Origin of the sequence: Mycobacterium sp. (genome assembly GCF_049280035.1) — a bacterium.
Taxonomy (GTDB): Bacteria; Actinomycetota; Actinomycetes; order Mycobacteriales; family Mycobacteriaceae; genus Mycobacterium.
Genome location: NZ_JBAPPI010000210.1, coordinates 1 through 1792 on the forward strand (window position 1 = coordinate 1; position 1792 = coordinate 1792).

Below are 1792 nucleotides of genomic sequence, written 5' to 3' on the forward strand. Positions count from 1 at the left end.
CGGACCCATCCCGAACCCGGAAGCTAAGCCTGCCAGCGCCGATGATACTACCCAACCCGGGTGGAAAAGTAGGACACCGCCGAACACACACAAAAAAGGGCACCCCACAAAGGTGCCCTTTTTTACATCAACAACCACTAATCAAAAATAAGCAACGCAATTGCGGGTGAATTCTATTATGTCCGCGCTAATGCCGTTACGCGATTGAGCGCGAGAGGATTTTGATCACCGGCGGCACGCGCCCGCCCGAACGGCGATCAAATCCCATGGCAGGGCGCGCTCCGTGAACCCGTCTAGGCCCATACTGGCGTTCATGCAATCTCTCGTCATCTCGCCATCGCCGCAGACCGATACACGCCTGCGCACTGGGCGTGTTGAAGGGCGAGCTCATCTCGGCGATCCGGGTGCAAGCCGAACGTGACACGGCGTGAGCGACCAATCGATTCGAAATCTGTTGAACCACCGATGATTCGTCAAGGAGGCGTCGTGGAGTTCCTTGTCACCATGACAACGCACGTCCCCAAGGGCACCTCCGAGGACACTGTGTCCGACGTGCGCCAGCGCGAGGCCGCCCATTCTGAACAGCTGGCCCAACGCGGAAGCCTGCACCGTTTGTGGCGACCCCCGTTGAATCCCGGCGAGTGGCGCACGCTGGGTCTCTTCACGGCCGACGACGCCCACGCACTCGAGGAGGTGCTCGCCTCGATGCCGCTGCGGATATGGCGCACTGACGAAGTCCTGCCTCTCTCGCCGCACCCGAACGACCCCGCACTGCCCGGCGTGGGACACGGTCATGAATTCCTCATCGCCATGATCATTGCCGTCCCGGACGGGACGCCATCCAGCGTCGTCGAGGAGACACAGAATCGCGAAGCGCAGCGTGCTCGCGAACTTTCCAGCCGAGGCCACCTGCGACGGCTCTGGGCGTTACCCGCAGAAGATCCCGTCCGACGAACCCTTGGCATATGGAGTGCTCGCGACGCCGACGAACTCGAGACCATCTTAAAGTCGCTGCCGCTCTACCCCTGGATGGCGATCACGACCACTGAACTGTCGTCCCATCCCAGCGACCCGGGCGCCGGGAACTGACACCATGTATGTCGCCTCCCACGTCCGCTGGCCCAGTCGTGTCATGTGCGAGAACCCGGTATCCAATGGCGGCCGTCAAACCCGTTGCGATGCAATGGCCGTCATGGCTGTGCAGTACTCGCGAGAACCCGACGACAAACGCCTGCTCCAAATCTCGAAAAACCATCAACGGCGACCGACGAGCTAACGACACCGACAATCCAGAGGAGAATCCAATGGCAACAACGGTAAACACACCCACCAAACCCGCGCAGCTCCGTCTGACCCGACGGTCGCCGGCGAACTGGCGCGTCACAATCGACAACCCGCCGATCAATGTCATGGGCCCTGAAATGGTCCAGGAGTTCCAGGAAGTCATCAACGCTCTCGAGACCGACGAGCAAGTCAAGGTCGTGGTCTTCGACAGCGCGGTCGACGACTACTTCCTGAACCACTCCGATTTCCTGGCCAACCTCGACGACCTGACCTCGCTGCCGGCGGGCCCGACGGGTTTGCCGCCTTGGCCGGACTTCCTGGTGCGCCTGACCCGCCTCCCCGTCGTCTCCATCGCCCTCATCCGCGGCCGCGCGACCGGCAACGGCAGCGAGATCACGCTCGCCTGCGACATGAGTTTCGCCAGCCGCGAAAAAGCAATCATCTCGCAATGGGAAGTGGGCGTCGGGATGGTCGCGGGCGGTGGTCCGATGGCCCGGCTGCCTGGACT

Annotated in this window: 2 protein-coding genes and 1 rRNA gene; all 3 read left to right on the top strand. The window is 62.0% G+C overall.

All coding sequences use genetic code 11. From position 1 onward, the window contains the following. Positions 1-85, top strand: a 5S ribosomal RNA gene (gene rrf / locus WAN71_RS06855); the annotation flags it as partial. Between the two features lie 401 nt (positions 86-486). Next, positions 487-1089 carry a muconolactone Delta-isomerase family protein gene (locus tag WAN71_RS06860; protein ID WP_422224611.1) on the top strand — a complete coding sequence of 201 codons (603 nt, stop codon included), beginning with the start codon at positions 487-489 and terminating at the stop codon, positions 1087-1089. 215 nt (positions 1090-1304) lie between these two features. After that, on the top strand, positions 1305-1792 hold a 488-nt coding region (locus WAN71_RS06865; RefSeq protein WP_422224612.1), incomplete at its 3' end, for an enoyl-CoA hydratase/isomerase family protein.